This window comes from Saccharopolyspora antiqui, assembly GCF_052246905.1.
Classification (GTDB): Bacteria; Actinomycetota; Actinomycetes; order Mycobacteriales; family Pseudonocardiaceae; genus Saccharopolyspora.
Window position 1 is genome coordinate 96,776 of record NZ_JBQQBO010000024.1, and the last position, 25,431, is coordinate 122,206.

The window sequence follows — 25,431 nt, forward strand, 5'->3', positions numbered from 1 at the left end:
GACACGGCGCGCTGGCGGCCGGTGCCGCCTACTGCTGGGCCCGACCACCCAGCCCCTCGTCGTCGGCGTCGCGCCACAACGACGGGTCGTAGGGGGTGTCCGGCACGATCACGACGTCCTGGGGGGACTCGGTGCTGCGCCGCTGGGCAGGCAGAACGTCGGAGAGTTCGGCGATGTCGATGTCGAGCCGCTCCACGTCGTTGTGGATTCGACGCACGGCCGGGGTGTCGCCATACCGGGCCCGCAGCGCGCTGACACCGCTGCGCAGCTGCGCCAGGACTCGCCGGAATTCGGCCAGTTCAGTAGTCCGGGCCATTGGCGAACACCTTCTTCCACCTAGTCGTCGCGCTACCGCCACGACTCTGCCTCGAATGGTGGAATGTGACAAGTGCCACACAGCAGATCTTGGCCTGATTCGCCCACCGGTGGTCACTTGCTACTCCTGCTGCTCGGCGAAGGACTCCTAACGGCTCTCCCGCCGCTCACTCCGTTTGATCGGCTCTCGGGTTTGATCGGCTCCCGGGTTTGATCGCCGTCGGGTTCCGGTCGCCATCGGGCGGGTTGCGGCGGCGGTCCCGGTAGACGACGGCGAGCGTCGGGACGAAGCACGGCACCGCGGCGATGATCGGGTGGCTGGCCCGCACCAGCTCCGCCGCCGCGCGGGTCATGCGCTCGTCGTGCCGTCGGCGAGCCCGCTGACCTGCGCAGTTCGGTACCGGGACCGATCCGCCGGGAGTCGGCCCGTGATCGCCCGCGAGACGCGCTGCGCGCCCCGGCCCAGCGCGAGCACCAGTGCCACCGAACAGGCCAGGACCACCAGCGAGGCGCTGATCCACAGCCACCGCGGGACGTTCCGCCTGGTCTCCCGCCGCAACACCTGCCACTCCGGTTGGCCTTCGCGGGTGAACTGCGGGGCCGCGGGGAGCTCCGGCAGGCGCAGCGCCGCGTCGGCGGGCAGGAACACCGGGATCGCCAGCATCGCGCGGCCGTCGTGCCACCGCAGCAGCGTCTTCCAGGTGCCGTCCACCGGCATCGGCCGGGTGGTGGCGTAGCGGCCGTCGCCGAGCGGCCGCAGGTGGTCGACGTGCAGGCCACCGCCCTGCCAGCCGGTCACCGTCAGCCATGCCGGGTCCGCGCCGATGGTCGGCGGCGCCAACCGCACCTGCGCCTGGCGGGTCTGCGGATCCAGCGCCACGGTCGCCGTCACCCCGGTCGGGGCCGTGCCGATCAGCCCGTTGGTGATGCCCAGTGCGATCGCGACCAGGGCACCGCCGAAGGTCGCTCGCCGCAAAACGCGCCGGGGCAGCTCGCCGCGCAGTGCGCCGACCAGCAGCGCCCCGAGCAAGCCCCCGCCGACCCCGCCGACGATCGACATGGCCGCCCCCTCCACCACCATGTCCGGCGCCCACGGCAGCGCGAAGGCCAACCGGGTCCACAGGTACTCGCTTGCGAACCCGATCGTGCCGATGAGCAGGCCGGAGACCGCGCCGAGCGCCAGCGGACGGCGCAGCAGGGCGACCGCCGCGATCTCCACGCACAGCGCCTCGACGACGAAGAGCGGGATGGCGGCCCACAACTGCCCGATCACCGGGCCGACGGCGACCGCCACCCCACCGCGCAGCAGCACGTAGCAGCCGACCGCGAACAGCGCGCCCCCGCGCCCGACCCACAGCCGCGCCACCACCAGCGCGCATCCGGCGGCGACGGCGATCAGCAGCGGCTGGTGCACCAGCCGGAACTGCGGGACGCCGAAGTCGTACTCGGCCTGGAAGACCGACAGTCCGACGAGCAGCCCACCGGCGATCATGCCGCGCCGCAGGTAGCAGGCCAGCATCGTCTCGGTTCGGCCGGTGGGCACGAAGCGCCCCTCCCGTTCCAGCAGCGCCAGCGCCACCAGCGAGAGTCCGGCCCCACCGATGAGCATCAGGTGCGTCGGCCCCCACAGCGTGACGTCCTGGCCGAAGATGCGGTGCCAGATTTCGTCGAGCGGGAAGCCCAGCAGCGCGTAGCAACCCGCGGCGGCCAACAGGATTCCGCTCGTCGGCGCGTACCAGTCGCGGGTGATCCGCACCGCCGCACCGCCGGGGCGCTCGCCAACCGGCAGCACCATCGCCAGCACGCCCGCGGCGAACAGGCCGACGAGCCCGAACAGGATCGGGAAGTGCGCGATGTTGGCCAGCGGACCTTCGTCGCGGCCGTGCGTGATGTGCAGGGAGATGTCCCAGTACATGCCGAGCAGCGCGAGCACCAGGGAGCCGAAGGCGAGCCGCATCGGCAGCGCGGCCCACCCGGGCAGGCCGCGCAGGAGCCAGGAGCGTTCGGCGCGTTCGGCGAGCCGGGCCAGCACGGTGGTTCGGCCGGTGCGGTGGCCGTGGCCGAGCAGGAGCAGGAGCGCGGTGAGCAGCGTCGCGCTTCCGGAGGCGATCAGGATTTGGTCGAAGGCGGCCCCACCGGCCGGTCGGGTGTCCGGCAGCTGCTGCATGAGCGAGGTCATGTCGGTCATGGAACACGAAGCGCTGAACAATGTCGCCATAAACTGTGCCATTGGCCGTTGTCAGAATTGAGCATCACCCGAGTGGGGCAAAGAGAAGCGCACCCGACCTCGAATGCGCTCCTCCGATCACCGCCACGCCGCCGTTCTGGCCCTCCAGCGGCGTTTTCGGCACCACACCCGGCCCGCTGGGTCGATAGCCGCGTCAGCCAACACTCCACTGTGGACTATCCAGCGACATGGCGGCGGAAACCGCCGCGGCGACCGTGCCGTGACGCCCGGCGGTTCGACCCGGCACGGCGGCGAATTCCTCCTCGAACCCGTTCCGGGTGGCGCCGCGTCACGCGTCCCGGGGAGTGGGTGGGATGGTGCGCAGGAGGTCTTTTTCGGAGGCCGTGACGTGGATGGTGGCCCAGGACAGCGCCAGAGCGGCGTCGCCGTCCTCCAGGGCCTGGTAGATCGCCTCGTGCTGGCTCATGATGCGTCCTCGGGCATCGGCGATGTTGAGCGCGTTCCAGGTCCGGGCGCGCAGCGCGCGCGCCGCCAAGCCGCCCACCACCGACATCATGGTGCGGTTGCCGGTGGCCGCCATGATGCAGGCGTGGAATTCCGCGTCGTGCACGACGAGTTCCTCGATCGTCTCCGACCGGCGCATCGCGTCGAGGCGCTCGCGCAGTTCCGCCAACCGGTCCGGGGTGATCCGCTCCGCGGCCAGTGCCGTCGCCTGGGGCTCCAGCAGGCGACGGAGCTCGAAGATCTCCGGCAGCGTGTCGTCCTGCATCAGCTCGACGGCGTGCGCGATGCCTTCCAGCAGCCGGTGCGGCTCCAGGCTCGTGACGTACGTACCGTCGCCGCGCCGGACGTCCAGCACCTGCGCGTGCACCAGAGCCGTCACCGCCTCGCGCATCGAGCTGCGGGACAGGCCGAGCTGCGAGGCCAGGTCGGGTTCGCGCGGCAGGCGGGAGCCGGGGCGCAGCTCGCCGCTGGCGATGAGTTGGCGGATCTTCTCGATCGCGTCGTTGCTGCGCCCCATCCCACTCCCCTCCAAGTCAGTTGACCCAGCGTAGTCGCGCGTGCGGAAGCTGCCTCCAACGCGCTTTCCGCACGCGAACATCGGATGTTACGAGCCGTCATCGTTGATCGGCCACTAAGCGAATGGCGACAAAATCCGTTGCCCTGGCCGATTGTTGCTCCGTTGGCGTCGATGCGCATCCAGATGACCTGCGGGTGTATTGCATGAAACATCAGATGTGTCTTAGAGTCGCCAGCGTCTTCGCACCGCCCACCTACGCCGAAATCCCCAGCCGATCACCTTCGACACGGCAGTGCGCGCGGCACCGGCGTGCAATGCCTCGGGTTTCCATCCGTCGACCGCCGTACCGGGAGGACCGGCCGATGAAGATCGCGTCCGTGCGTTGCGTCGAATACACCGGCACCCTGGAGCACCGCGAGGAATTCTGGGAAGAACGGCTCATCCGCCCCGTCGACATCTATCCGCGGTTCCGCACCGGCGGCCTGCCGCCGCTGGCCCGCAGCGGCGAAGGCACCTACCGGGTCGACTCGGTTTTCGTGCACATCGAGGCCGACAGCGGAGTCGTCGGCACCGCGGGACCGATCACCCGGGAACAGGCGCACCACATCCGCACCGGCATGGCGCCGCTGCTGATCGGCCAGGATCCGCTGGCCACCGAAGGACTCTGGGACCAGCTCTACCGGTACTGCGTGCACGGCCGCAAAGGCGTGGAGATGATGGCGATCAGCGCCCTGGACTGCGCGCTGTGGGACCTCAAGGGACGGCACTTCGGCGTCCCGGTGCACGTGCTGCTCGGCGGACCGGTCCGTGACGAAATCCCGGCATATGCCTCGGCTCTCGGCTATTCGCTGGATCCCGACCGGGTTCGCGAGCGCGCCGCGCAACTGGTCGGCGAGGGGTACACCGCGATGAAGTGGTTCCCCCGCCACGGCCCGGCCGATGGCCGCGGCGGCATGGCCGAGAACGAGGAACTCGTCCGCACGCTGCGCGAAACCGTCGGTCCGGACGTGGACATCATGGTGGACGCCTGGATGTCCTGGGACGTGCCGTACACGCTGCGGATGGCCCAGCGGCTGGTCGACTACGCCCCGCACTGGATCGAAGAACCCGTCCAGCCGGACCGGATCGACTCCTACGCGCAGATCACCGCGCAGGTCGACAACCGCATCATGATCACCGGAGGCGAGCACGAGTACACCCGCTGGGGCCAGCACCAGCTGATGCGGTCCCGCGCGCTGCACCTCACCCAGCCGGACACCTACTGGGCGGGCGGGATCTCCGAGCTGCTCAAGATCGCGGCACTGGCCAGCACCTACGACGTCAAGCTCATCCCGCACGGTCATTCGGTTCCGGCGAACGCGAACCTGAGCTTCGCGCTGCCGGTGTCGTTGACGCCGATGTTGGAGTACCTGGTCAAGTGGAACGCGCTGCACCAGTTCTTCCTGGCACACCCGGTGCATCCGGTCGGCGGTGTGGTGACCCCGCCGACGCGACCGGGCCTTGGCATGGACCTGGACGAGGACAAGATCGAGGGCCGTCGGGAATTGCACCCCGCCTGAGAACCGAGGAGGTCGCCGGTGAGCACGATCGCCTGCCTCAGCCCGTACACCGAGCAGTACGTGCGCGAGCTGGCCGGAACCGATGACGTGACGGTCCTGCTGGTGCCCGATCCACCGGCCGCGGAGGCGGTCGCCGACGCGGTCGCCGAGGCCGACATCGTCATCGCCGATGCGCGGCAGCGGCACAAGCTGGACCGTCCGGTGCTGGAGAAGATGAACCGCTGCCGGTTGATCCAGCAGCCCGCGGTGGGCTTCAACGCGATCGACCACCACGCCGCCGCGGCGTGCGGCATCCCGGTGGCCAACGCGACCAGCTACAACCGCGAAGCCGTCGCGGACCTGGCGATCCTCGGGCTGCTCAACCTGCTGCGGCACGCCGCGGCGGGCGACCGCGACATGCGCACCGGCGGCTGGACGCGGCGGACCGGCCGGGAACTGGGCTCGCTGACCGTCGGCATCGTCGGCATGGGCCACATCGGCAGCGCGGTGCTCACCCGGCTGCGGGCGTTCGGCTGCCGGATCTTGTTCCACGACATCGCCGTTCGCGGCGTTTCCGGTGCGGCGGCGGTCTCGCTCGGGGAACTGCTGGAACGCTCCGACGCCGTGACCGTGCACACACCGCTGGACGAGACCACCCGAGGACTGCTGAGCACCGCCGAATTCGACCGGATCAAGCCGGGGGCGCTGCTGGTCAACACCAGCCGGGGACCGGTCGTCGACGAGGCGGCGCTGATCGCGGCGCTGCGCTCCGGTCGACTCGGGGGCGCGGCGCTCGACGTGTTCGAGGTCGAGCCGCTGGCCGCGGACTCCCCGCTGCGGCAGCTGGACAACGTGTTCTTGACCCCGCACATCGGCGGCGATACGCAGGAGGCGCAGGCGCGGTTGCGCGATGCGGTCGCCACGAACATCCGTCGCGCACTCGCCCGGCAAGATCCGCTGAATGTGGTCAACAATTCAACCAGTCGGCGGTAGATTCGAAGGAGCATGATGGCAACGCTGCGAGAAACCTTGGAATCCGGCCGCCCGACGGTCGGCGGCTGGTGCTCGATCCCGAGCCCGTTCACCGCCGAGCTGATGGGGCGCTGCGGGTTCGACTGGGTGTGCGTGGACACCCAACACGGCCTCGTCGGATACGACCAGATGGTGCCCATGCTGCAGGCGTTGGCGATCACCGGGACACCGACCTTCGTGCGGGTGCCCTGGAACCAGCCGGACCACATCATGAAGGCGCTGGACGCGGGCGCGCAGGGCATCATCGTGCCGATGGTCAACAACGCCGAGGACGCCCGGCGGGCCGTCGAGGCCGCGAAGTACCCGCCGCTGGGCACCCGCAGCTGGGGACCGATCCGGGCCGCCTTCGACGTCGACGACTACAGCCCGGAATCCGGCAACCGGCGCACCGTGCTCGCCGCGATGATCGAAACCCCGGACGGCGTCCGGAACGTGGACGAGATCTTGTCCACCCCGGGCATCGACGCCGCCTACATCGGACCGGCCGACCTGGCCCTCGGACATGGGATGACACCGACGTTAGCGGTCCGCGAGGCCGCGCACGAACAGCTCGTTCGGTCCATTTTGGACAGTTGCAAGCGGAACGAAGTCGTCGCGGGCATCCATTGTGACGGCGTTCAAACCGTGCAACGCTGGCAGGACCTGGGCTTCGGCATGACGACGCTGGCCTCCGATGCCGCCCTGCTGCGCGGGACGGCCACCACCGCGGTGCGCCAGCTGACCGGGCAAGCAGAGGAGGCCACCCGCTCGAACAACTACGCCTGAGCGAAAAGCCAGGTGAAGACCCGCGAGACGCGTGGGGCGGGAGACCGCCCGAGTGCTCTCGCGGGTCTGTTCCCGATTCTGATCGTGTTGACTGCGAGGCAGCATTGAGCATTCTCGGCACCCGGGTCGAACGCCGCGAAGACCCGCGCCTTCTAACCGTCGGCGGCACCTACGTGGACGATCTGCGCGATCCCGCGTTGGAGGGGGCGCTGCACGTCACCTACGTGCGCAGTCCGCTGGCGCACGCCAAGATCACCGAGATCGACGTCGAGCAGGCCCGCGACCTGCCCGGCGTGCACGGCGTGTTCACCGCCCAGGACGTGGACCTTCCGCCGTTCCCGCCCAACGACGGCATGAGCGGTCCCCCACCGGCGGCGATGCAGCGCCCGCACCTGGCCGACGGCACCGTCCGCTACGTCGGCGAGCCGGTCGTCGCGGTGGTCACCGAGACCAGCGCCCAGGGCGAGGACGCCGCGGAACTCGTCTCCATCGACTACGACCCGCTTGATCCGGTCATCGACGTCGACGAAGCCCTCCGCGGCGAGGTCCTGCTGTTCCCGGAAGCCGGGACGAACATCACCGGCACCGCCGGTCAGCTGGACGACTCGCTGTTCGAGGACTGCGAAGTCGTGGTCAGCAGGCAGATCGAGAACCAGCGCGTCGCCGTCGCCCCGCTGGAGGTGCGCACCGCCGCCTGCGCCTGGAGCGGCGACAAGGTCACCCTGTGGCTGTCCAACCAGAACGCGCAGGGCTGCCGGGACGCCCTGATGGACAACCTCGGGCTGCCGCAGGAGCAGGTCCGGGTGATCACCCCGGACGTCGGCGGCGGCTTCGGCGCCAAGATCGGCGTCGAACAGGAGGCGGCGCTGCTGGCCTTCCTCGCCAAGCGGGTCGGTCGCCCGGTCAAGTGGGTGGAAAGCCGCAGCGAGAACCTGGTCGCGATGACCCACGGCCGCGCGCAGCGGCAGGTGGTGACCATCGGCGGTCGCCGCGACGGCACCGTGCTGGCCTACCGGCTGGAGATCACCCAGGACGTCGGCGCCTATCCGCGGATGGGCGTGTTCCTGCCGATGTTCACCCGCTTCATGGTCAGCGGTGTCTACGACATCCCCAAGGTGGAGTCCATCGCCCGCAGCGTGCTCACCAACACCACACCGATCGGTGCCTACCGGGGCGCCGGGCGGCCGGAGGCGACCGCCGCGGTGGAACGCGCGATGGACCTGTTCGCCGCCGAGATCGGTGTCGACCCGGCCGAGGTCCGGCGCCGCAACCTGGTGCGCCCCGAGCAGTTCCCGTACAAGACGCCGGGCGGCATGACCTACGACACCGGCGAGTACATCAAGGGCCTGGACGCAGTGCTGGAAGCCGCCGACTACCAGGCGCTGCGCGAGGAGCAGGCCAAGCGCCGCCAGGAAGGCGCCACCCAGCAGCTCGGCATCGGGCTGTCCAGCTACGTCGAGATCACCGCGCCGAACAACACCGAGGGCGAGACCGGGCACGTCGAGATCCGCCCGGACGGCAGCGTCCTGGTGCTCACCGGCAGTTCCCCGCACGGGCAGGGCCACTGGACCTCCTACGCGATGCTGGTGTCCGACCAGCTCGGCATCGACCTGGACAAGATCGAGGTCGTGCACGGCGACACCGACCTGATCCCCAACGGCGTGGGCACCATGGGCTCGCGTTCGCTGCAACTGGGCGGGTCGGCGGTGCACCGGGCCGCGGTGGACGTCCTGGAGAAGGGCCGCAAGCTGGCCGCCGAGCTGATCGAGATCGACGAGGCCGACCTCGAACTGGCCGAGGGCACCTGGCAGGTGCGCGGCACGCCGAGCGTCACGTTGTCCTGGGCCGAACTCGCCCAGCGGGCCGAGGACGGGCTGGCCGCCGACGTGCACTTCACCGAGGACCGGCCCACCTTCCCGTTCGGTTCGCACCTCGCGGTCGTCGAGGTGGACACCGAAACCGGCAAGGTGAACTATCTTCGACACGTGACGGTCGACGACGCCGGGGTGATCATCAACCCGATCCTCACCGAAGGGCAGCGGCACGGCGGTATCGCACAGGGCGCGGCCCAGGCGCTGATGGAAGAGGTCTCCTACGACGCCGACGGCAACCCGCAGAACGCCAACCTGGCCGACTACGCCTTCATCACGGCGGCCGAGCTGCCCAGCTTCGAGTTGCTCACGATGGAGACCCCGACCACGCTCAACCCGTTGGGCGTCAAGGGAATCGGTGAGGCGGGCACCATCGGTGCCACGCCGGCCGTGCAGAACGCAGTGGTGGATGCCGTGGCCCACCTCGGGGTCCGGCACATCGACATGCCGACCACGCCCGAGCGGGTGTGGAAAGCGATCAGCCAGGCATAGAAAACCCGTGGAGTTGGTTCGGGTAGGTGGAACCCGCCCTCGCGACGAGGACGGCGCTTGCCCGATAAGCACTTAGGAGTCCGTTTCGTGCAAGTTTCGATCAAAGTCAACGGCGAGCAGCGCAGCCACGAGGTCGAGGACCGCACGCTGCTCGTCCACCACCTGCGTGACAACTGCGGCCTGACCGGCACCAACGTCGGTTGCGACACCACTTCGTGCGGGGCGTGCACGGTGCTGCTCGACGGCGAATCGGTGAAGTCGTGCACCGTGCTCGCCGCCCAGGCCGACGGTCACGAGATCACCACCATCGAAGGGCTCGCCGACGGCGAGACCCTGCACCCGATGCAGCGCGCCTTCCAGCAGAAGCACGGGTTGCAGTGCGGCTTCTGCACGCCGGGCATGGTGATGGCCTCGGTGTCGCTGGTGGCCGAGAACCCGGACCTGACCGAAGCCGACGTGCGTTCCGGGCTGGAGGGCAACCTCTGCCGGTGCACCGGCTACCACAACATCGTCCAAGCCGTGCTGACCGCGGCCAAGGAGAAGTCGGGGGCCGCGGAATGATCCCTGCCGCGTTCACCTACAAGAAGGCGAACTCCGTCGAGGAGGCGCTGAGCCTGCTCGCCGAGCACGGCGACGACGCGAAGCTGCTCGCCGGTGGGCACTCGCTGCTGCCGCTGATGAAGCTGCGGCTGGCGGTGCCGGAGGTGCTGATCGACGTCGGCGGGTTGCACGACCTGTCCTACATCCGCGAGGCGGGCTCGGAGATCCGGATCGGGGCGCTGACCAGGCACCACGACCTGGAGCACTCCGATCTGCTGGCCCGCGAAGTGCCGCTGCTGGCGCACGCGGCGGGCACCATCGGTGACCCGCAGGTGCGCCATCGCGGCACCATCGGCGGTTCGCTGGTGCACGGCGACCCGGCCTCCGACCTGCCCGCGGTGGCGCTCGCGCTGGACGCTGTGCTGGTCGCGCAGGGTCCGTCGGGGTCGCGGGAGATCCCGGTGACCGAGTTCTTCACCGACTTCTTCGAGACCGCGCTCGGCGAGGACGAGCTGCTGGTCGAGATCCGGGTGGCGAAGAACCCGACGCAGGGCTGGGACTTCCAGAAGTTCACCAAGCGGGCCATCGACTGGGCGATGGTCGGGGTGGCCGTCGCCGGTCAGCGCGTCGCGCTGGTGAACATGGGCCCGACGCCGATGCGGGCGCGCGGTGTGGAAGAGGCCCTGGCTGGCGGAGCGAGCGCTGCCGAAGCGGCCGAACGGGCCGCCGAGGACACCTCGCCGCCGGACCAGTCCAGCGCCAGCGCCGACTACCGCAAGCACCTGGCGAAGGTCCTGGTGCGCCGAGCGCTGGAAGCCGCCGCAGCCCGCGGCGCGTAGTTGCACCGAGGTGAGGGGCACCCGTGACCAAGTAAGTCGGTCACGGGTGCCCCTCGCCTTTCCCTCAGTTCTTGTCTTTGGTTTTGAAGCGGCGCAGCCGCTTGGCCCGCCCTCGCCACTGGCGCCGCCGCGGGTTCTCAGACTCTGCCCACTGGCGTTCTCTGCGAGGACAGCCACGACGTGGTGTATCGGCATACATGATGTCGGGGATCCCGGAGTCGAGACGGCGTCTGAGGTTCCGCTACCCGCACCGCAAAGCAAAACGAGTCCAGAGACATTCTCAGATTAGTGAGGAGTCCACTGTGGAGGTACTGGAGCCGACCGTGCTCGAAGCGCTGCGGCGCTACGACACCCCGACCGTGGCCAACGCGATCGAAACCTTCGACATCCGCCCCCGCGACACCGGCTACGCCAGCCACGAAATCCGCTGCATCTTCCCGGATCTGCCGGTGATGGTCGGCTACGCGGCCACCGGCACGATCCGCGCCCGCGGCACCGAGCAGGGCCACGGCCCGGATCTCATGTGGAACCACGTGCGCGAGGTGCCGGGTCCGCGCGTGGTGGTGCTCCAGGACCTCGACGATCCACCGGCGCACGGCGCGTTCTGGGGTGAGGTCATGGCCACCACCTTCGACGCGCTGGGCTGCGAGGGCGTGGTGACCAACGGCTGCGTCCGCGACCTCGACGAGGCGCACGCGATCGGCTTCCGGTTCTTCGCCAGCGCCGTCGGCGTTTCGCACGCCTACGTCCGCACCGAGGAGGTCGGCATCCCGGTCACCGTCGGCGGCCTCCAGGTCTCCCCCGGCGATCTACTGCACGCCGACAAACACGGCGTACTGCTAGTCCCCCACGAAATCGCCCCCGAAATCCCAACTGCCGCCAACAAGATCGTCGAACGCGAACAAACCTTCCTGAACTGGGTCAAATCCCCAGACTTCAACCCAGACGACAACATGATCAACCGCCTCCGCCACTAACCCGAGAAGCGCCCCTCCCCGAGTGAAGGGCACCTTCGACCGACTATGCCGGTCAAAGGTGCCCTTCACTCCTCACCCGATCAGGGCCGTCCGAAGGTGCGGGGTGATGGTGTGGTGTGTCGGGGCGCGACTGCGCCGATGGTGGCGCTTTCGGCTGTGGGGATGGGGTTTCGGGGATTGCGGTTGACTGTGGGGTTCTGTCAGCCGTGGATTGTGGTGGCTAGTTCTTCGGCGAGTTCTGGGGTTGCGGCGACGACTCCCGACCAGCGGCGGTGCAGGTCCGGGTCGACGTCCAGGGGCCTGCCGTGCACGTCGAGGACCGCGCCGCCCGCTGCGGGCAGCACCACCATCGCCGCGATGAGGTCCACGATCCGGTGGGTGTCGGAACCGGCGTCGGCGAAGGCGTCCGTCGAACCCTCCGCCACCAACATCGCCTCCAGGCAGCTCGTGGACAGGATCCGCACCCGCTCGGCCCGCTTCGCGACCCGCCACCACGCCTCCGCGTTGCGCTCGTGGGGCCGCAGCAGGCTGACCGCCGCGCCGTCCAGCGACCGTCGACCGCTGGTGCGGAATTCCGACGCCTGACCGGCGACCGCGTGCCAGCACCGACCGGTGTCCAGCCAGCAGGTCAGCGCCTCCACCGGTTCCCCGTCCAGCACGATCGCCCCGGCGAACGCCGACAGCGGAACCCCGGCGGCCGCGTTCGCCGTGCCGTCGACCGGATCGACCACCAGCGTCACCGCCGAACCGTTGTCGACGAACCCGACCTCCTCGCTGAGCAGGTTGATCCGGTGCGCCTCGGCGACCTCAGCGATGCCCGCCTCGACCAGCAGGTCCAGCCGCATCGACGCGGTCCCGTCCGCGCCCATCGAGGAGGTCTCGGCGAGCTGCCTGCGGTCGTAGCGGGCCCGGGCATCGCGGAAGGCCGTCGACGCCGCCTTGGCGGTCTGGGCCAGCACCGCGTGCGCGGCGGTGGGGATCTGCGGGTCCGGCACCGGCCAGCCGATCATGCCGCACCTCCCGACAACACGGCCCGCACCGACGGCCACCGCTGACCCGGCGCCACCAGGGCGAGATCCGCACGCAGCCCTGGTTCCAGCCGACCCCGATCGGCGATTCCGGCGACCACGGCCGGGCCGGATGTCACCAGCCCGATCGCGGCGGGCAAACCGATCTCGGCGACCAGCCCGAACACCGCGGCCAGCAGTCCGGACGGCAGGTAATCCGAGGCCAACGCGGTGACCAGGCCACGCGAGGCGAGCTCCCGAGCCGACACGTTGCCGGAGTGCGACCGTCCACGTAGGACGTTCGGGGCGCCCGCGACCACCGGCAGTCCGTGCTCGCGGGCCGCCAGCGCCGCTGCCATCGTCGTCGGGAACTCCGCGACCGCACCGCCCCTGGTGCACAGCGCGGCGATCTCCTCCACCGATTCCGGGTCGTGGCCGAGCAGCCGGATCCGGCCGGAGCGCGCGAGGTCGCCCAGCCACGCCAGGTTGGCCTCCCGCACGTCGAGCAGCGCGCCGCGCTCCGCGATCATGCCGGTGACGTGCAGCTCGGCTTCCTCGGGCGTCATGCCGTCCGCACCGACGAGGTACCGCTCCATCTGCCGCCGGTCGGCGTACTGGCCGATTCCGGGCGTGTGGTCCTCGTGCGAGACCAGTACACCGTCGTCCACAGTGGTCAGTTCCGAGTGCAGGGCCACGGCGCCTTCGTCGGAGCGCACGTCCAGCCGGTACAGCATCCGGTGATCCACCGGCCCGGTTCCCCTGGCGCGCACGGTTTCGCACAGCTCCATCGCGCTGCCCACGGTGCGCTGGGTGCCGCGCGAGGTCTTGTGCTGGAACGCCGCGCCGTGGAACACCGTCGTGACGGCGGCCGCGGTGAGCTTGCCTTCCAGGGACAGCAGCGCGAAGTCCCACGGCAGCACCGCCGACGGTCGCGGCGCCCGCTCCCGTTCCAGGGCGTCGCTGTGCACGTCGATCAGACCGGGGATGCACAGCAATCCACCGCCGTCGAGGTCGCACGACGATCCCGCCGGGTGGTCCTCGACCGCCTCGATTCGCCCGGCGCGCACCACGATCCGGCTGTCGTCGGTGACCCGGTCCGGCAGCACGGCCCGCACGTGCCCCAGCACGTAGTCCTGGGGTGTCGCCGCCAGCGGCCAACTCTCGATCTCAACTGCGCTGCTCACTGGTCCGCCTCCAGTTCCGCCTCTCCGCGATTCACAGTGGTGGTTGCTTCCAGCCGAATGTCCCGTTGCGTGGTTTCTTGTGGCTGGCTAGCGTCACGGTCCCCTGAGGCGCGGTTGAAGAGGACTGCCGTTGATACAGGGCTACTCATACTGTTCCGCCTCTCCGCGATTCACAGTGGTGGTTGCTTCCAGCCCGATCTCCCGTTGCGTGGTTTCTTGTGGCTGGCTAGCGTCACGGTCCCCTGAGGCGCGGTTGAAGAGGACTGCCGTTGATACCGGGCTACTCATGCCGCAAGCACCTCCTCCGCCGTCCCGGAGCGGACGATCTGACCGTCGGCCATCTCGACCACCCGGGTCGCCAGCCGCCGGATCGCGTCGAGGTCGTGGAACACCGCCAGCACCGCGACACCTCGGCCGGTCAACGACGCGATCAGCTCCAGGGCGCGTTCCCGGTTCTCCGGATCCAGCGCCGAAACCGGCTCGTCGAGCAGCAGCAACCGCGGCGGGCGCACGGTCCCGGCGGCCAGGTTGACGCGCTGCCGCTCCCCACCGGAGAGCACGCCGCAGTCGACGTCCCACAGCGCCTCGTCCAGCGCCAGCCGCCGCAGCGACTCGGCCGCCGCGTCGCGGGCCTCGGCCCGATCCAACCCGCGTCGCCGGGCCGCCGCCGCGACGACCTCCAGCGGTCCGGTGCGTGGCGGTGCGGCGAGGAACTGGGCGACGTAGCCCAGCTGGCGCCCCCGCAGCCGGGCGAGCGCCCGGTCCGGTAGCGCGGCCAGGTCGACCGGCCCGTCATCGGTGTGCAGCACGACCGTGCCCGCATCCGGCAGGTAGCTGCGCTGCGTGCAGCGCAGCAAGCTCGACTTGCCAGCGCCGCTCGGCCCGGCGATCGCGACGTGCTCGCCTGCGGAAACGTCGAGGTCGACGCCGCGCAGCGAGACCACCGTCCGGCCGTCGATGGTGTGCAGGGTGAACGTCTTGCGCAGCCCGCGAACCGTCAACACAGGCCTTTCCTCCACTGTGGACACTGCTGGTCTCACCTTCGGGCGGCGGCCACGAGCCGCTGGGTGTAGGGGTGGTGCGGGTCGGCGAAGAGCTGGTCGGTGAGGCCGCGCTCGACGACCCTGCCGAGCTGCATGACCAGGCTGCGGTCGGTCAACGCCTCGATCACCGCGAAGTCGTGGCTGACCACCACGGCCGCGATGTCCCGTTCGTTGAGCAGCCCGCGCAGCAGGTCGAGCACCCCCGCCGCGACCGAGGCGTCGAGTCCGGTGGTGGGTTCGTCGAGCAGCAGCACCGGCGGTTCGGTGGCCAGCGCCTTGGCGATCTGCACGCGCTGCCGCATCCCCCCGGAGAAGGTGCTCACCGGATCGTCCATTCTGGACAGCGGGACCTCGACGCGGTCGAGCAGTTCCGCCGCGCGCTTGCGGATCGCCTGGTAGCCGCGCCATCCGGCGGCGGTCAGCCGTTCCGCCACGTTGCCACCGGCGGTTACCCGCAGGTCCAGGCCAGCGGCCGGGTCCTGGTACACGACCGCCATGGTGTCCACCCGAAGCCGCCGACGCCGCGCCGAATCCATCCGCAGCAGGTCGGTGCCACCACCGTCGACACCCGAGAGGTAGACGCTTCCACCGGTGGCGGGTTCGTCGCCGATCACGCAGCGCAGCGCGGTCGACTTGCCCGAACCCGACTCGCCGATGATCCCGAGCGCCTCACCGGGCGCCACGTCGAAGGAGATGTCCCAGGCCGCGACCACCGCACCGGTTTCGGGGCTGATCGCGGTGCCGTGCTCGGGCCCGGTTCCCGCGACGGCAGCCGCGCCACCCGAGCCGTAAACCTTGCCGATGCCATCGACCCGCAGCGCCCACTCCGGACCGTCCACCGGTCGCGGCGCCTCGACGACCTCGACCGGACGGCGATCGACCACCGGCAGCACGGCCACCGGCAGCAGGTGGCCTGCCACGTCGGCGTCACCGGCGGCGACCCGCGAACACCAGTCGGAGTCGCTGCACACGTACTCGCCGCCACCGCCCTCGACCAGGAAGCTGGTCCGCGAGCCGCAGTACTTGCAGCGCGCGCCCGGCACCTGCTCCACCTCGAACGGGATGTCGTCGAAGGTCAGCGGCAGCACGTCGGTGTGCGGCGGGATCGCGTAGATCCGCTTCTCGCGGCCCGCGCCGTAGAGGTTCAGGTGCTCGCACTGGTGCAGCTTCGGCACGTCCCAGCGCGGCACCGGGCTGGTCGCCAGCACGTAGCGGCCGTCCACCAGCACCGGGTAGCCGGTCGACTTGGTGATCACCCCGTTGCGGACCATGTCCTCGTACAGGCTGACCCACATCGCCGAGTAGTCGTTCTCGGCGTGCATCCGGGCGCATTCGACGACCGACTTCTGCACGCCGCGCAGCGGCTCGGGCACCGGCACCTGGTAGACGAGGATGTGCTGCCTGCTCAGCTTCTCCTCGGGAATCCGGTGCCGGGTCTGGATGACCGTCGCCCGGCGGGTGTCGGTGCTGGCGTCGCAGCCGGTGGTGTCGGCGATCATCCGGCGCAGGTTGACGGCGTTGACGCCGCCGTCGTCGCCCTGGTCGATGACCTTCACAACGTCGTCGGCACCGATGACGCCCAGCGTCACCTGCAGCCCGCCGGAGCCCCAGCCGCGGGCCACCGGCATCTCGCGGGAACCGAAGGGCACCTGGTAGCCCGGCACGCACACGGCGACCAGCGCGGCGCGGCGGATCTCCCGCTTCGCGCCCTCGTCGAGGATTCCGGTGCGGTCCTCGGCATCGGCCAACAGATCTCGAACCGCCGTGGTCAACGGCACTCCTCTCCGAACGGCTCCGGCACGCGCGGCTCGGTGGTCTTCCGCGCCTTCCGCCGGGCGATCTTGCGGTCCACCATGGACCGGAACGTCACGTAGTGCGGCAGCTTGAGGTGCTCCAGGAAGCCCCCGGAGTCCAGGCCGTCGGTGGTGAGCAGCAGCAACTGCTCCAGCGGACTGTCCGGTGCGGCGCGGCGCCAGGCGATGTCCAGGTTCGCCATCGCGATCGCCTTGCGCTCGTTGTGCCCGAAGCAGAGTCCGTAGCCGACGTCGAAGCGGGTGCGGTCCTCGTCGGCGCCGTCGAGGTCCTCGATGCCCTCCACCTCGGTCACCCGGATCTGCCCGATCTCCACGGGGTTTCCGGTGTGCGGGTGCACGACGCGCAGCGGCACGCGGCCGTGCCGGGTGTCGCCGAGGGTGATCTCGTGGACGTCGCCATCCGGCCCGAGGACGGACCGGTACCACAGCCCGACCAGCGCGCCGGTCTCCGCGCGGGCCATGCTGGACAGCACCGCCGAACGCGGCGCCGGTGGGCGGGCGGCGCGGCGGGTGATGTCGAACGGCTCCGGATCTTCGGCCTCCTCACCGTGCTCCACGACCAGGTCGAGATCGCGGAGCAGCTGGTAGAAGCGGCGCGGGTGGCGCTGCTGCGCGCTGCGCTCGACCAGTTCATCCACTGTGGACTCATCAGGCTTCGGTTCGCCGTCGGGGCGCTCCAGGAGTCGCCCGGTGTAGTCGGTGGTGCGACCGAGCAGCTGCGGACCGTCCGGGGTGCGGTTGGCCGGGACGATGCGGCGCAGCACCACCATCTCGTCCGGATCGACCGGCTCGGTGATCGCCAGCCTCGGCAGCGTCGACCGGTGCGCCCGCACCAGGTGCGCCGCCTCCAGCACGTCGCCTTCGGCCTGCCGGAACGCATCGGCGGCGGTCGGCGGGTCGTAGAGCCCGGCCTCGCCCATGATCCGGTCGACGGCCAGGCGGAACCGCAGCACGATCTGCTCGGTGCTCGCCCAGCCCGCCGGGGCGTGATCCCGCGATCGGCGCACCAGCCGCTCGGCGGCCAGGATGGCGGTCATCCCGCCGCGAACTCCGGAATATCCCATCAGGCACCTTCCTCGACTCGGGTGGAGCGCGGCAGACCGACCAGACCGCCATCGGGGGCCACCAGCAGCAGGTCGATCCCGGCTGGGAAGTCGATCAGGTTCCGCCGCTGCGCGACGAAGTCCGCAGGCAGACCGGACACCCGCAACCGGCGCTGGCCGGGCACGCCGGGGCCGCTCAGCCGCAGCAGTGGACCTGCGTCAAAGCCTTGCACCGCAAGGGAAACCAATGCCGCGTCCTCCGGCGCGGCGGCACTGCCGACGGGGAAACCGGACAGCTCATCGAGCGGTTCGAGCAGCGCCGCCAGCCGCGCGCCGGACCGTTGGACGATCGGTGCGCCGGTCTGCGTGCGGACGACATCGGCCCAGTTGTCGACGTGCACCGGGGTGTCCAGATCCGCCAGCGCCAGCACCGGCAGCAGCGGCGCGGGCATCGGACTGTCCGGCAGGTGCCGCACTTCGCCCGGCCTGGCCAGCGCGTCCAGCACCGCGCGGAAGACCAGTTGCGCCAGCTGGGGCGCCAGGGAGGTGGTCATCACAGTTCCTCGAATTCGACGATCGTCGGCGCCAACTCGGCCCATTCGGCGTCCTCGGCCAACCGCTGCCGCTCGCGGACCCGCTCGCAGAGCCGGTCGACCTCGGCGCTGGCCCGCCCGGACTCCACCGCGGCGTCCAGGATCGCGGCGGCCAGCGCGGCGGCCCGGTCGTCGCCGAGGCGCATCGCCCAGCCGCGCGCCCCGTCGAACTCCACCTCGGCGCGGCAGGCGAGCACATCGCCGAGCAGGAACCGGTCCCGCACGATCGGTTCCCGCACCTGCACCGACACGCAGCCCACCTCCGGCCCCACCAGCACGGTCGGCGGCGGACCGGCCGCGAGGCAGTGGTCGGCCAGCTCGATCACCTCGGCCGGTTCGGCCACCGCGAGCAGCGCGACACGCTGTTCCCTGTTCACTCGTCCTCCGGTTGGTACGGCCCGTCCATCTCGACGACGATCCGGGCGGAATCTGGGCGCGACCACGAGCGGCTGCACAGCACCGGCATGCCGGTCGCGGCGTCCCTGCTGACGCTTTCCACCAGCCACACCGGCCTGCCGGACTCGGTCTCCAGACCGGTCACGACCTCGGGCCCCGGCAGCGTGTAGCTGACCCGGCACCAGGCTCGGACCGGCTGCACCTTGCTCATCTGGCGCAGGATCGAGTCGACCGACTCGATGGCGTGCACCGCGATGTTGATGTCGGCCAGCACGTCGAGCGGGATCCACTCGTTGGACCAGCCGTGCAGCAGGTCGTCGACGTAGTACTGGCGGATCAGCAGGCTCGCCGGGCTACCCGCGGGCCGTTCCAGCCGCGCGGCCTCGGCTTCGGGCAGCGGCTCGCGACGCACGTCGCGCACGACCGAGCGCGGCACCGCACCGGCCTCGCGCACGGTCTGGTGCCACGACGGGATCCGGCGCTGGGAGATCACGTAGTCGATGCGCCGGTTCACGAAGGTTCCAGCGCCCCGCACCCGCCGCACCAGCAGCCGCTGCTCCAGTTCCTGCATGGCGGCGCGAGCCGCCGCCCGACCCACCTCGAAACGCGCGGCGATCTCGTGCTCACCAGCGATCCGACTCCCCGCGGGGAGCTCCGCGAGCTCGGCGGCGAGCGTGTCGGCTATCTCCACATACCGGCTTCTGACCACGGCCGGAAGCCTGCGCCCCAACCTTGTCCGAACAACTTCCCAGACCCCAACACCCAGAACCCCCCAGATGAACAACCCGAACACTTGTCACCAACACCAACCACACCGATCGAGCGGCGTTTTCGGAGTACCGATCGTGTGGGGTTTCGAGGTGAGGGGCACCTGTGACCAAGTAACTGGGTCACAGGTGCCCCTCACCTCTCGCCTATCCGTGTCAGCCGCCGTCGGTGCACTGCTTTTCGCGCGTGATGTTGCAGACGTCGCGGATGGTGTTGAAGGTCGCGTCGTCGGCTGGGACGAAGCCCCAGTAGCCGCCGATCTCGCAGTTGTCGGTGCAGAAGCCGTTGGCCTTGAGGTAGTCGGCGTTGGCCTTTGTCTTGAACGCCTCGACGATCTTGTCCTTCAGCGCCGGGTCCAGGTCGTCGGAAACCGCCGCCGGGGAACCGGGGATCAGCTCCGAGCGCCACACCACCCGCAGGTCACCGGGCTTGATGGCGCCCTTCTCCGGCAGCAGCTCGTCGACCATCTTGTTCTCGGCGAACCCGGCGTCGCACTGGCCGCTGTTGATCGCCAGCACGGACGCGTCGTGCCCACCGGCCATCACCGGCTTGAGGTCGCGCGTGACGTCGATCCCGGCGGTCTGCAGCGCCGCCTTCGGGTAGAGGTAGCCGGAGGTCGAGTTGGGGTCGACGAAGCAGACCTGCTTGCCCCGGAAGTCCGCCAGGCTCTGGATCGGCGAATCGGCCTTGACCACGCCGTACGACCAGTACCCGGGCGCGGCTGCCTTGGTCTCGACCTGCGCGCCCAGCGGCGTGATCCGCACCCCGCTGTTGCGCGCCACCACGTACGACAGCGGCCCGTACATCGCGATGTCGATCTTGCCGGTGCGCTGGCCCTCGATGACCGCCGCGTAGTCGGTGGCCTTCTCGACGCGGATCTTCTTGCCGGTCTCCTTCGACAACATGTCGACCAGCGGCTTGAACTCCTGCTCCAAACTGGTCGAGTCCTCGGACGGGACGGACGCGAACACCAGCTCATCGGGGTTGCGCGCACTGCCTTGGTCGGTCGCCGCGCTCGGGCCGCAGGCGGCCAGGCCCAACGGCAGCGCCGCACAGGCCAGCACGGCGAGCAACCGCCGGGAAATATTGAACATGCCAGGTCCTTCCATAGCCAACGTGCGCCGCCAGCGTGCGGAAGGCAGATGGAGCTGCTGTCGGTTCCGGGTTACGCGGAACCGAACGCTGGAGGACGTTCCAGCGCATCTGCCCTGACATCTCTCGGGGGCATCTCTCGGGGCATGTCGCGTAGGCATGTCGCGTAGGTTCGATGCCGTGATCGAGATCGACTCCGCATTCATCACCGCTCCCCGAGCCACCTACGCACGACTGCGCGAACAAGCCCCGGTGCACCGCGCCACCGCCCCGGACGGCACGTCGATCTGGCTGGTCACCCGCTACGCCGACGTGCGCGCGGCGCTGGCCGACCCGCGGCTGTCGCTGGACAAGAAGCACTCCAACGGCGGTTATCGCGGTTTCTCGCTGCCGCCCGCGCTGGACGCCAACCTGCTGAACATGGATGCGCCGGAGCACACCAGGCTGCGCCGCATCGTCGGCAAGGCCTTCGCGCCGCGCCGGATCGAACCGCTGCGGCCCCGCATCCAGCAGATCGCCGACGAACTGCTGGACGAGCTGGGCGGGCAGGACGAAGTGGATCTGCTGCCCGCCTACTGCGCACCGCTGCCGATCACGGCGATCTGCGAGCTGCTCGGCGTGCACGCCGCCGACCGGCCGGACTTCCGGTCCTGGACGGACGGACTGCTCGCGCCCGAAACCCCGCAGCAGGCGGCCGAGGCGCTGCGCGGACTGCACCGCTACCTGCTCGACCTGATCGCGGCGAAGCGCGCCAACCCCGCCGACGACTTCCTGAGCGCGCTCATCGAGCTGCGCGACGAGGCGGATCAGCTCAGCGAGGACGAGCTGACCTCGGCGGCCTTCCTCGTGCTGTTCGCCGGATACGAGAACACGGTGAACCTGCTGGGCAACGGCCTCGCGGCACTGCTGACCCGACCTGCGGCGCTCGCCCAGGCGCGCCAAGGGGTTTCAACGACCACTGTGGACGAACTGCTGCGGTTCGACCCGCCACCGCAGCTGGCGATCCGGCGCTTCCCGGTGACCGACGTCGAGATCGGCGGGGTGACCATCGCGGCCGGTGAGACGGTGATGCTCTCCCTGGTCTCGGCGCACCACGATCCGGACCGCTACACCGACCCGAGCCACCTCGACCCCGGCCGCGCGGACAACCCGCACCTCGCGTTCGGCCACGGACCGCACTACTGCCTCGGGGCCTCCCTGGCGCGCATGGAGGCGGAGGTCAGCCTCGGCGCCCTGCTCAGCCGATTCCCACGCCTCGCGCTGGCGGTGCCCGAGGAGGAGCTGCAGTGGCGGAACTCCTTCCGCAACCGCGGCTTGCGCACCCTCCCGGTCACCCTTCGCTGACCGCACGCGGACGGTGCCAGAAGCGCCGTTCGGCTGAAGGGTGAAGGGCACCTTTTACCGACTTACTTGGTAAAAGGTGCCCTTCACCTCGTCCACGTCGCGGAGTTGGCGCCCCGCCGAAGCGGCGGTTGGCGGGTACCGTTGGAAGGGTCATGCGAGCTCGCTCGACTTCGCGCAGGATTCGGATCGGCACTTCCGGTTGGGTGTACGGCCCCTGGCACGGTCCGTTCTACCCGCGCGAGCTGCGGCGCGGCGGCGAGCTGGAGTACCTGTCGCGCCGACTCGGCTCGGCCGAGATCAACGCTTCGTTCTACTCGCTGCAACGGCCGGAGCACTACCGCCGCTGGGCCGAGCAGACTCCCGACGATTTCCTGTTCGCGGTCAAGGGAAGTCGCTACATCACCCACATGAAGAAGCTCCGCGACGTCGAAACACCGCTGGCGAACTTCTTCGCCTCCGGTGTCCTGGCCCTCGGCGCCAAGCTCGGGCCGCTGCTTTGGCAACTCCCGCCCACGCTGGAGTTCGACGTCGAACGCCTGACGGCGTTCTTCCGCCTCCTGCCGCGCAGCACCGCCTCGGCCGCCGCGCTGGCCGTGCGACATGACGACCGCCTGTCGGGTCGCGCGCTCACCGAGACCGATGCCGACCGCCCGCTGCGGCATGCGCTGGAAGTCCGCCACCCCGACTACGCCGCGCCCGAGGCGGTCGAACTGCTCCGCAGCCACGACATCGGCCTGGTCGTCGCGGACGCGGCCGGTTCCTGGCCGCACCTCGAAGACGTCACCAGCGACTTCGTCTACATCCGCCTGCACGGCGCGGAGGAGCTGTACGCCAGCGGCTACACGGCGAAGGCCCTGGACCACTGGGCGAAACTGATCCGCGCCTGGCACTCGGGCAGCTGCCCCAAGACCGAACACACGGTCACCGAACCAGCCCCGACCACCAAGGGCCGCGACGTCTACGCCTATTTCGACAACGACGTGCGGGCCCACGCCCCCCACGACGCAATGGCCCTCGCCAAACGCTGCGCCAACGAATGAGCACGGCGGTCAGGAGGCATCGGAGCCGGGTAGTTCCTGACGATCGGCTGCGGTGAAGCGATCCCGGACCAGCTCCGCCAGTTCGTCGTGCCCGTGCGCCGCCAACACCTCGGCCAACCGACGGCTCAGCGCCGCGCGCTCATCGCCCGCGGCCAGGCCTTCGATCGCGGCCAACACGTGTTGCGAAGCGCCCACGCCATTGCCGCCCAGTTCGAACTCCTCCATGAACAACGATTGCATCGTGGACTGCCCGGCCGGAACCACGCCGATCCAATGTGGAGCGTCGAGGTCCGGGTCCGGCACTCGCGTGTCGTGCGCGGCCGCGGTCAGCCGCCGCAGGTTGCCGATCTGCCGGACCGCCTCGTCGACGTCCCCGTCCACCCGCGCCAACCACCAAACCAGCGCACTACCAGGGTTTTTCAGCACGTCATCGGCCAAGTACGCGCGCTTGTCGCGCTCGTGGTTGCGGGCCCGCTGCCAAAGCTCCACATCCTTGCGGGCGTCGGCCAGTCCCCGTATTCGGTCCGCGTCGGATTCCGGCAGTTCCAACCGAACCTCGCTGGCCCACGCGCCGACATGCCCGGCGGGATCCGATCGTTGCGCGCCCAGCGCGGCGGCCAACCGGTACTGCGCGCGCTCCCCCTCATCCGGTGCGACCTCGGCGACGAGCTGCGCCGCCTGCTCCAGTACCAGATCGACCGCGAGCCCACCGGGATCGGCGTGCGGCAGCCCCGGCGCGTCCGGCTTCGAGTACCAGATCACCTTGCCGGAGAACAAGAACTGGTAGTCCGGGTGCGCACTGCGCAGCGGCACGCCGGACAACGACCGCTCGTTCGTCGGCGGTTGCGGAGACCGGGCGGTCTCGACCAGCTCGGCCGGAACTCGTTTCGCCGCCCGCCATCGCCGATACCGCCAGATCACCAACCAGGGAGCCACGATCGTCGCGATCACCAGCGCGATCCACAACCAGAACGGCCATCCGAATCGCAACCCGAGCACGACCCACAGCAGGGCCGCGATCACCGACACGGCCTTCACGACGCCACGTTGCTCACGATTCATCGAAGGTCCCTCCAACACACCGGAAGCCGGGCCACACTCACCCATTCAGTACCGGGCGCCGGGCGTCGCGGAACCGTTCAAGCGGATTTCCGCTCGAACAGAGCAGACCGCACAGATCGGGACGGGTCAGAACCGCGCGAACACCGCTGTCGCGTCGTCGTGCGGTTTTCCGCGGTGTTGGCTGCGCCGCTCGGGCGTCTCGGCCTGCTCCGCGGCTCGCACCCGGCGCAGCAGCTCGGCCGGTCCGGCGCGCTCGACGAGGTCCATCAGCCCCGCCCAGTCGGCCAGCCCGAACCTCTCCACGTAGCGCGAGGCCCCGTCGCTGAGCAGCACCGCGCGACGCACCTCACCATCCGGAACCACACCGCGCACCGCTTGGTAAGCGGCTTCGGGCGCGGTGCTCGCCACCCAGAACCCACCGGGCCGGTTCCGCTGCTCGCGCACGGCCTCGACGGTGTAGCTCGGCAGGTGCTCCAACCGGTCGTCGATGATCGCCCTGGTCTCCCCGGCCACGTCGAGCACGATCGGGCTGTCGGCGAGCACCAGGTACTCCAGGTCGGCACCGCGCAGCCGGAGCAGCGCCACTGTCGATGACGGGCTGGCGGGATTGCGCAGGTCGCAGGTGTCCGCATGCGCCGAGGCGGTCGCCTGGATCGCGTCGGCCAGCAGGTTCGCCGCGGTTTCCCCCGACACGGCCAGCCGCTGCGCCAGTGCGCCGCCGAGCCGATGCACCAGCCAGCGCACGTCGTGCACGCAGCCGCTGTCCACACCGGACGCGGCGGTGGCGCCGTCCAGGACGAACGCCCAGTCCGGACCGGCGGCGAGGTAGTCCTCGTTCGCGTGGCCCGGCGTGGCGATCGTCGCGTAGCTGACCTGCATCCGGTCAGCCGCCTGGCTGCGGCGGCAGCGCGTGCAGGGCCCCGACCAGCGGGGCCAGTTCCGGGAGCTGTTCGGCCTCGGCCAACGCCTTTTCCAGGGCCTCGTCGTGGGTCGGGCGGGCTTTCGCCAGCAGGGCTCGTCCCGCGTCGGTCAGCTCCGTGTAGATGCCGCGGCGATCTTCCTTGCACAGGATTCGAGTCAGCAGCTCGCGATCTTCCAGTCGGCTGACCAACCGCGTCGTCGCGCTACCGCTGAGGGCGGTGGCCCGGCTGAGCTGCTGCATCCGCATGTGCCAGCCGTCCTGCCTGTTCAGCGCGTCGAGGACGGTGTACTCGACGACCGAGAGCCCGTGCTCGACCTGCAGCGCCTTTTCCAGCGCCACTTCGAGCTTCCCGTGCAGTGCCGCGAGCGTGCGCCAGCCGTGGGCCCGAATCTCGACGGCGTCGTCGGCGATCCCCACCGCACACCTCCTCGTTACGTGACTCGCACGTCTTACAACTATAGCAGCTTGCGCCGGTATGGCGCTTCTGCAACTACTTGCGCCTGCGAGGGGTGGTGGGCGCGGGCCGCGGGCCCCAACCCAGCGCT

The 25,431-nt window shown here is 70.0% G+C and carries 25 protein-coding genes; 9 read left to right on the forward strand and 16 right to left on the reverse strand.

Features of this window, described 5'->3' with window-relative positions; genetic code table 11:
• Positions 1–28: 28 nt before the first annotated feature.
• From ACTWQN_RS30055 to ACTWQN_RS30070, 4 genes are all read right to left on the reverse strand, one after another.
• Entirely contained in the window at positions 29–316 is a 288-nt protein-coding gene (locus ACTWQN_RS30055) for an Rv0250c family protein (protein ID WP_443206974.1), read from the reverse strand.
• Between the two features lie 166 nt (positions 317–482).
• Positions 483–668 (reverse strand): hypothetical protein, encoded by a 186-nt coding sequence (locus ACTWQN_RS30060; RefSeq protein ID WP_443206975.1) that lies wholly within the window; start codon positions 666–668, stop codon positions 483–485.
• A complete protein-coding gene (locus ACTWQN_RS30065; protein ID WP_443206976.1) occupies positions 665–2,494 on the reverse strand; it encodes a hypothetical protein in 1,830 nt (609 codons plus the stop codon). Before ACTWQN_RS30065 ends, ACTWQN_RS30060 begins: the two co-directional genes overlap by 4 nt.
• A gap of 337 nt (positions 2,495–2,831) precedes the next feature.
• Positions 2,832–3,524, reverse strand: a complete 693-nt coding sequence (locus ACTWQN_RS30070; RefSeq protein ID WP_443206977.1) for a FadR/GntR family transcriptional regulator — start codon at positions 3,522–3,524, stop codon at positions 2,832–2,834.
• Positions 3,525–3,886: 362 nt separating this feature from the next.
• Here ACTWQN_RS30070 and ACTWQN_RS30075 point away from each other — a divergent pair, with 362 nt between their 5' ends.
• The 7 genes from ACTWQN_RS30075 to ACTWQN_RS30105 all read left to right on the forward strand — a co-directional run bounded on the left by ACTWQN_RS30075 (position 3,887) and on the right by ACTWQN_RS30105 (position 11,578).
• Complete coding sequence (locus ACTWQN_RS30075) at positions 3,887–5,083, forward strand: enolase C-terminal domain-like protein (protein WP_443206978.1); 1,197 nt, start codon at positions 3,887–3,889, stop codon at positions 5,081–5,083.
• Between the two features lie 18 nt (positions 5,084–5,101).
• On the forward strand, positions 5,102–6,055 hold the full coding sequence (locus tag ACTWQN_RS30080) for an NAD(P)-dependent oxidoreductase (RefSeq protein WP_443206979.1): 954 nt from the start codon (positions 5,102–5,104) through the stop codon (positions 6,053–6,055).
• A gap of 15 nt (positions 6,056–6,070) precedes the next feature.
• Positions 6,071–6,859, forward strand: a complete 789-nt coding sequence (locus tag ACTWQN_RS30085) for an HpcH/HpaI aldolase family protein (RefSeq protein ID WP_443206980.1) — start codon at positions 6,071–6,073, stop codon at positions 6,857–6,859.
• Between the two features lie 104 nt (positions 6,860–6,963).
• On the forward strand, positions 6,964–9,222 hold the full coding sequence (locus tag ACTWQN_RS30090) for a xanthine dehydrogenase family protein molybdopterin-binding subunit (protein WP_443206981.1): 2,259 nt from the start codon (positions 6,964–6,966) through the stop codon (positions 9,220–9,222).
• 87 nt (positions 9,223–9,309) lie between these two features.
• Positions 9,310–9,783: a (2Fe-2S)-binding protein gene (locus ACTWQN_RS30095; RefSeq protein ID WP_443206982.1), complete on the forward strand. Its 474-nt coding sequence runs from the start codon at positions 9,310–9,312 to the stop codon at positions 9,781–9,783.
• Positions 9,780–10,601 carry an FAD binding domain-containing protein gene (locus tag ACTWQN_RS30100; RefSeq protein WP_443206983.1) on the forward strand — a complete coding sequence of 274 codons (822 nt, stop codon included), beginning with the start codon at positions 9,780–9,782 and terminating at the stop codon, positions 10,599–10,601. The genes ACTWQN_RS30095 and ACTWQN_RS30100 overlap by 4 nt, the downstream gene beginning before the upstream one ends.
• Positions 10,602–10,903: 302 nt before the next feature.
• The gene (locus ACTWQN_RS30105; protein WP_443206984.1) at positions 10,904–11,578 is read left to right on the forward strand and encodes an RraA family protein; all 675 of its coding nucleotides are present in this window, start codon (positions 10,904–10,906) and stop codon (positions 11,576–11,578) included.
• A gap of 200 nt (positions 11,579–11,778) precedes the next feature.
• Here the strand turns inward: ACTWQN_RS30105 and ACTWQN_RS30110 are convergent, their stop codons facing one another.
• The 9 genes from ACTWQN_RS30110 to ACTWQN_RS30150 form a co-directional block, all read right to left on the reverse strand.
• The gene (locus ACTWQN_RS30110) at positions 11,779–12,588 is read right to left on the reverse strand and encodes an inositol monophosphatase family protein (protein ID WP_443206985.1); all 810 of its coding nucleotides are present in this window, start codon (positions 12,586–12,588) and stop codon (positions 11,779–11,781) included.
• Positions 12,585–13,769 (reverse strand): alpha-D-ribose 1-methylphosphonate 5-triphosphate diphosphatase, encoded by a 1,185-nt coding sequence (locus tag ACTWQN_RS30115; RefSeq protein ID WP_443206986.1) that lies wholly within the window; start codon positions 13,767–13,769, stop codon positions 12,585–12,587. The genes ACTWQN_RS30110 and ACTWQN_RS30115 overlap by 4 nt, the downstream gene beginning before the upstream one ends.
• A 284-nt stretch (positions 13,770–14,053) precedes the next feature.
• Positions 14,054–14,773: an ATP-binding cassette domain-containing protein gene (locus ACTWQN_RS30120; protein ID WP_443206987.1), complete on the reverse strand. Its 720-nt coding sequence runs from the start codon at positions 14,771–14,773 to the stop codon at positions 14,054–14,056.
• 32 nt (positions 14,774–14,805) lie between these two features.
• The gene (locus ACTWQN_RS30125) at positions 14,806–16,584 is read right to left on the reverse strand and encodes an alpha-D-ribose 1-methylphosphonate 5-phosphate C-P-lyase PhnJ (RefSeq protein WP_443206988.1); all 1,779 of its coding nucleotides are present in this window, start codon (positions 16,582–16,584) and stop codon (positions 14,806–14,808) included.
• A complete protein-coding gene (locus tag ACTWQN_RS30130) occupies positions 16,581–17,690 on the reverse strand; it encodes a carbon-phosphorus lyase complex subunit PhnI (RefSeq protein ID WP_443206989.1) in 1,110 nt (369 codons plus the stop codon). The genes ACTWQN_RS30125 and ACTWQN_RS30130 overlap by 4 nt, the downstream gene beginning before the upstream one ends.
• The gene (gene phnH, locus ACTWQN_RS30135; RefSeq protein WP_443206990.1) at positions 17,690–18,223 is read right to left on the reverse strand and encodes a phosphonate C-P lyase system protein PhnH; all 534 of its coding nucleotides are present in this window, start codon (positions 18,221–18,223) and stop codon (positions 17,690–17,692) included. Before phnH ends, ACTWQN_RS30130 begins: the two co-directional genes overlap by 1 nt.
• Positions 18,223–18,639 carry a phosphonate C-P lyase system protein PhnG gene (locus ACTWQN_RS30140; RefSeq protein WP_443206991.1) on the reverse strand — a complete coding sequence of 139 codons (417 nt, stop codon included), beginning with the start codon at positions 18,637–18,639 and terminating at the stop codon, positions 18,223–18,225. The genes phnH and ACTWQN_RS30140 overlap by 1 nt, the downstream gene beginning before the upstream one ends.
• Positions 18,636–19,367, reverse strand: coding sequence for a GntR family transcriptional regulator (locus ACTWQN_RS30145; protein ID WP_443206992.1), 732 nt, complete (start codon positions 19,365–19,367; stop codon positions 18,636–18,638). Before ACTWQN_RS30145 ends, ACTWQN_RS30140 begins: the two co-directional genes overlap by 4 nt.
• 214 nt (positions 19,368–19,581) lie before the next feature.
• The gene (locus tag ACTWQN_RS30150) at positions 19,582–20,520 is read right to left on the reverse strand and encodes a phosphate/phosphite/phosphonate ABC transporter substrate-binding protein (protein ID WP_443206993.1); all 939 of its coding nucleotides are present in this window, start codon (positions 20,518–20,520) and stop codon (positions 19,582–19,584) included.
• Positions 20,521–20,698: 178 nt separating this feature from the next.
• Between ACTWQN_RS30150 and ACTWQN_RS30155 the strand changes: the two genes are divergently transcribed.
• Both ACTWQN_RS30155 and ACTWQN_RS30160 read left to right on the forward strand, forming a co-directional pair.
• Complete coding sequence (locus tag ACTWQN_RS30155) at positions 20,699–21,862, forward strand: cytochrome P450 family protein (protein WP_443206994.1); 1,164 nt, start codon at positions 20,699–20,701, stop codon at positions 21,860–21,862.
• Between the two features lie 152 nt (positions 21,863–22,014).
• On the forward strand, positions 22,015–22,902 hold the full coding sequence (locus ACTWQN_RS30160) for a DUF72 domain-containing protein (protein WP_443206995.1): 888 nt from the start codon (positions 22,015–22,017) through the stop codon (positions 22,900–22,902).
• A 9-nt stretch (positions 22,903–22,911) separates the two neighbouring features.
• Here ACTWQN_RS30160 and ACTWQN_RS30165 read toward each other — a convergent pair whose 3' ends face one another.
• From ACTWQN_RS30165 to ACTWQN_RS30175, 3 genes are all read right to left on the reverse strand, one after another.
• Entirely contained in the window at positions 22,912–23,964 is a 1,053-nt protein-coding gene (locus ACTWQN_RS30165) for a PH domain-containing protein (protein ID WP_443206996.1), read from the reverse strand.
• 126 nt (positions 23,965–24,090) lie between these two features.
• On the reverse strand, positions 24,091–24,843 hold the full coding sequence (locus ACTWQN_RS30170) for a protein phosphatase 2C domain-containing protein (RefSeq protein ID WP_443206997.1): 753 nt from the start codon (positions 24,841–24,843) through the stop codon (positions 24,091–24,093).
• A gap of 4 nt (positions 24,844–24,847) precedes the next feature.
• A complete protein-coding gene (locus ACTWQN_RS30175; protein ID WP_443206998.1) occupies positions 24,848–25,303 on the reverse strand; it encodes a MarR family winged helix-turn-helix transcriptional regulator in 456 nt (151 codons plus the stop codon).
• Positions 25,304–25,431 lie beyond the last annotated feature (128 nt).

Coding starts and splice junctions, on each gene's coding strand:
- ACTWQN_RS30070 (WP_443206977.1), bottom strand. CDS start 3,524: ATGGGGCGCAGCAACGACGCGATCGAGAAGATCCGCCAACTCATCGCC.
- ACTWQN_RS30150 (WP_443206993.1), bottom strand. CDS start 20,520: ATGTTCAATATTTCCCGGCGGTTGCTCGCCGTGCTGGCCTGTGCGGCG.
- ACTWQN_RS30110 (WP_443206985.1), bottom strand. CDS start 12,588: ATGATCGGCTGGCCGGTGCCGGACCCGCAGATCCCCACCGCCGCGCAC.
- ACTWQN_RS30075 (WP_443206978.1), top strand. CDS start 3,887: ATGAAGATCGCGTCCGTGCGTTGCGTCGAATACACCGGCACCCTGGAG.
- ACTWQN_RS30065 (WP_443206976.1), bottom strand. CDS start 2,494: ATGACCTCGCTCATGCAGCAGCTGCCGGACACCCGACCGGCCGGTGGG.
- ACTWQN_RS30160 (WP_443206995.1), top strand. CDS start 22,015: ATGCGAGCTCGCTCGACTTCGCGCAGGATTCGGATCGGCACTTCCGGT.
- ACTWQN_RS30165 (WP_443206996.1), bottom strand. CDS start 23,964: ATGAATCGTGAGCAACGTGGCGTCGTGAAGGCCGTGTCGGTGATCGCG.
- ACTWQN_RS30100 (WP_443206983.1), top strand. CDS start 9,780: ATGATCCCTGCCGCGTTCACCTACAAGAAGGCGAACTCCGTCGAGGAG.
- ACTWQN_RS30130 (WP_443206989.1), bottom strand. CDS start 17,690: ATGGGATATTCCGGAGTTCGCGGCGGGATGACCGCCATCCTGGCCGCC.
- ACTWQN_RS30085 (WP_443206980.1), top strand. CDS start 6,071: ATGGCAACGCTGCGAGAAACCTTGGAATCCGGCCGCCCGACGGTCGGC.
- ACTWQN_RS30060 (WP_443206975.1), bottom strand. CDS start 668: ATGACCCGCGCGGCGGCGGAGCTGGTGCGGGCCAGCCACCCGATCATC.
- ACTWQN_RS30055 (WP_443206974.1), bottom strand. CDS start 316: ATGGCCCGGACTACTGAACTGGCCGAATTCCGGCGAGTCCTGGCGCAG.
- phnH (WP_443206990.1), bottom strand. CDS start 18,223: ATGACCACCTCCCTGGCGCCCCAGCTGGCGCAACTGGTCTTCCGCGCG.
- ACTWQN_RS30170 (WP_443206997.1), bottom strand. CDS start 24,843: ATGCAGGTCAGCTACGCGACGATCGCCACGCCGGGCCACGCGAACGAG.